The sequence below is a fragment of the Enterobacter cloacae complex sp. 6730903 genome, assembly GCF_048283985.1.
Lineage (GTDB): Bacteria > Pseudomonadota > Gammaproteobacteria > Enterobacterales > Enterobacteriaceae > Enterobacter > Enterobacter hormaechei_C.
In genome coordinates this window covers 1-345 of the sequence record NZ_JBLVXX010000181.1, presented here as the reverse complement: position 1 = coordinate 345, position 345 = coordinate 1, and the positions used below count along the sequence as shown (strand labels likewise).

Annotated in this window: 1 protein-coding gene; it reads right to left on the bottom strand. The window is 40.0% G+C overall.

The features are described 5' to 3' along the window. Nucleotides 1-279, bottom strand: a 279-nt coding sequence (locus ACNQ0W_RS25455; protein WP_417933316.1) for a hypothetical protein, incomplete at its 3' end; no start/stop codon positions are given. Nucleotides 280-345 lie beyond the last annotated feature (66 nt).

Genomic DNA, 345 nt, shown 5'->3' with positions numbered 1-345 from the left:
CCTATGGATTGCACGAGCTTCATTATCATTTAGTTGACAGCATGTCCCCTTACGGCGAATGCATAAACGATCTTTTAGATTTTCATCGCTCATATACATAGCTATTAATTTTTCTCGTTGTTTTTGAGTGATGCGTTTAGTTGGCATCGTCTTAACAATTTTTACCATAGTTTCAGTATCGCCATTAAGCCAAGCCCCGAGCTGGCGGCACCATTCCTCAAAACTATATTTAGACCAATCGACCGCTTGTAAAATGTGTTGTTGTACTGGCATATTCATTTTCATCCCACCAATTGCTCAATTTGTTTAATCGCCACACCTGCTTTCACTTGCTCTGTACTGAAC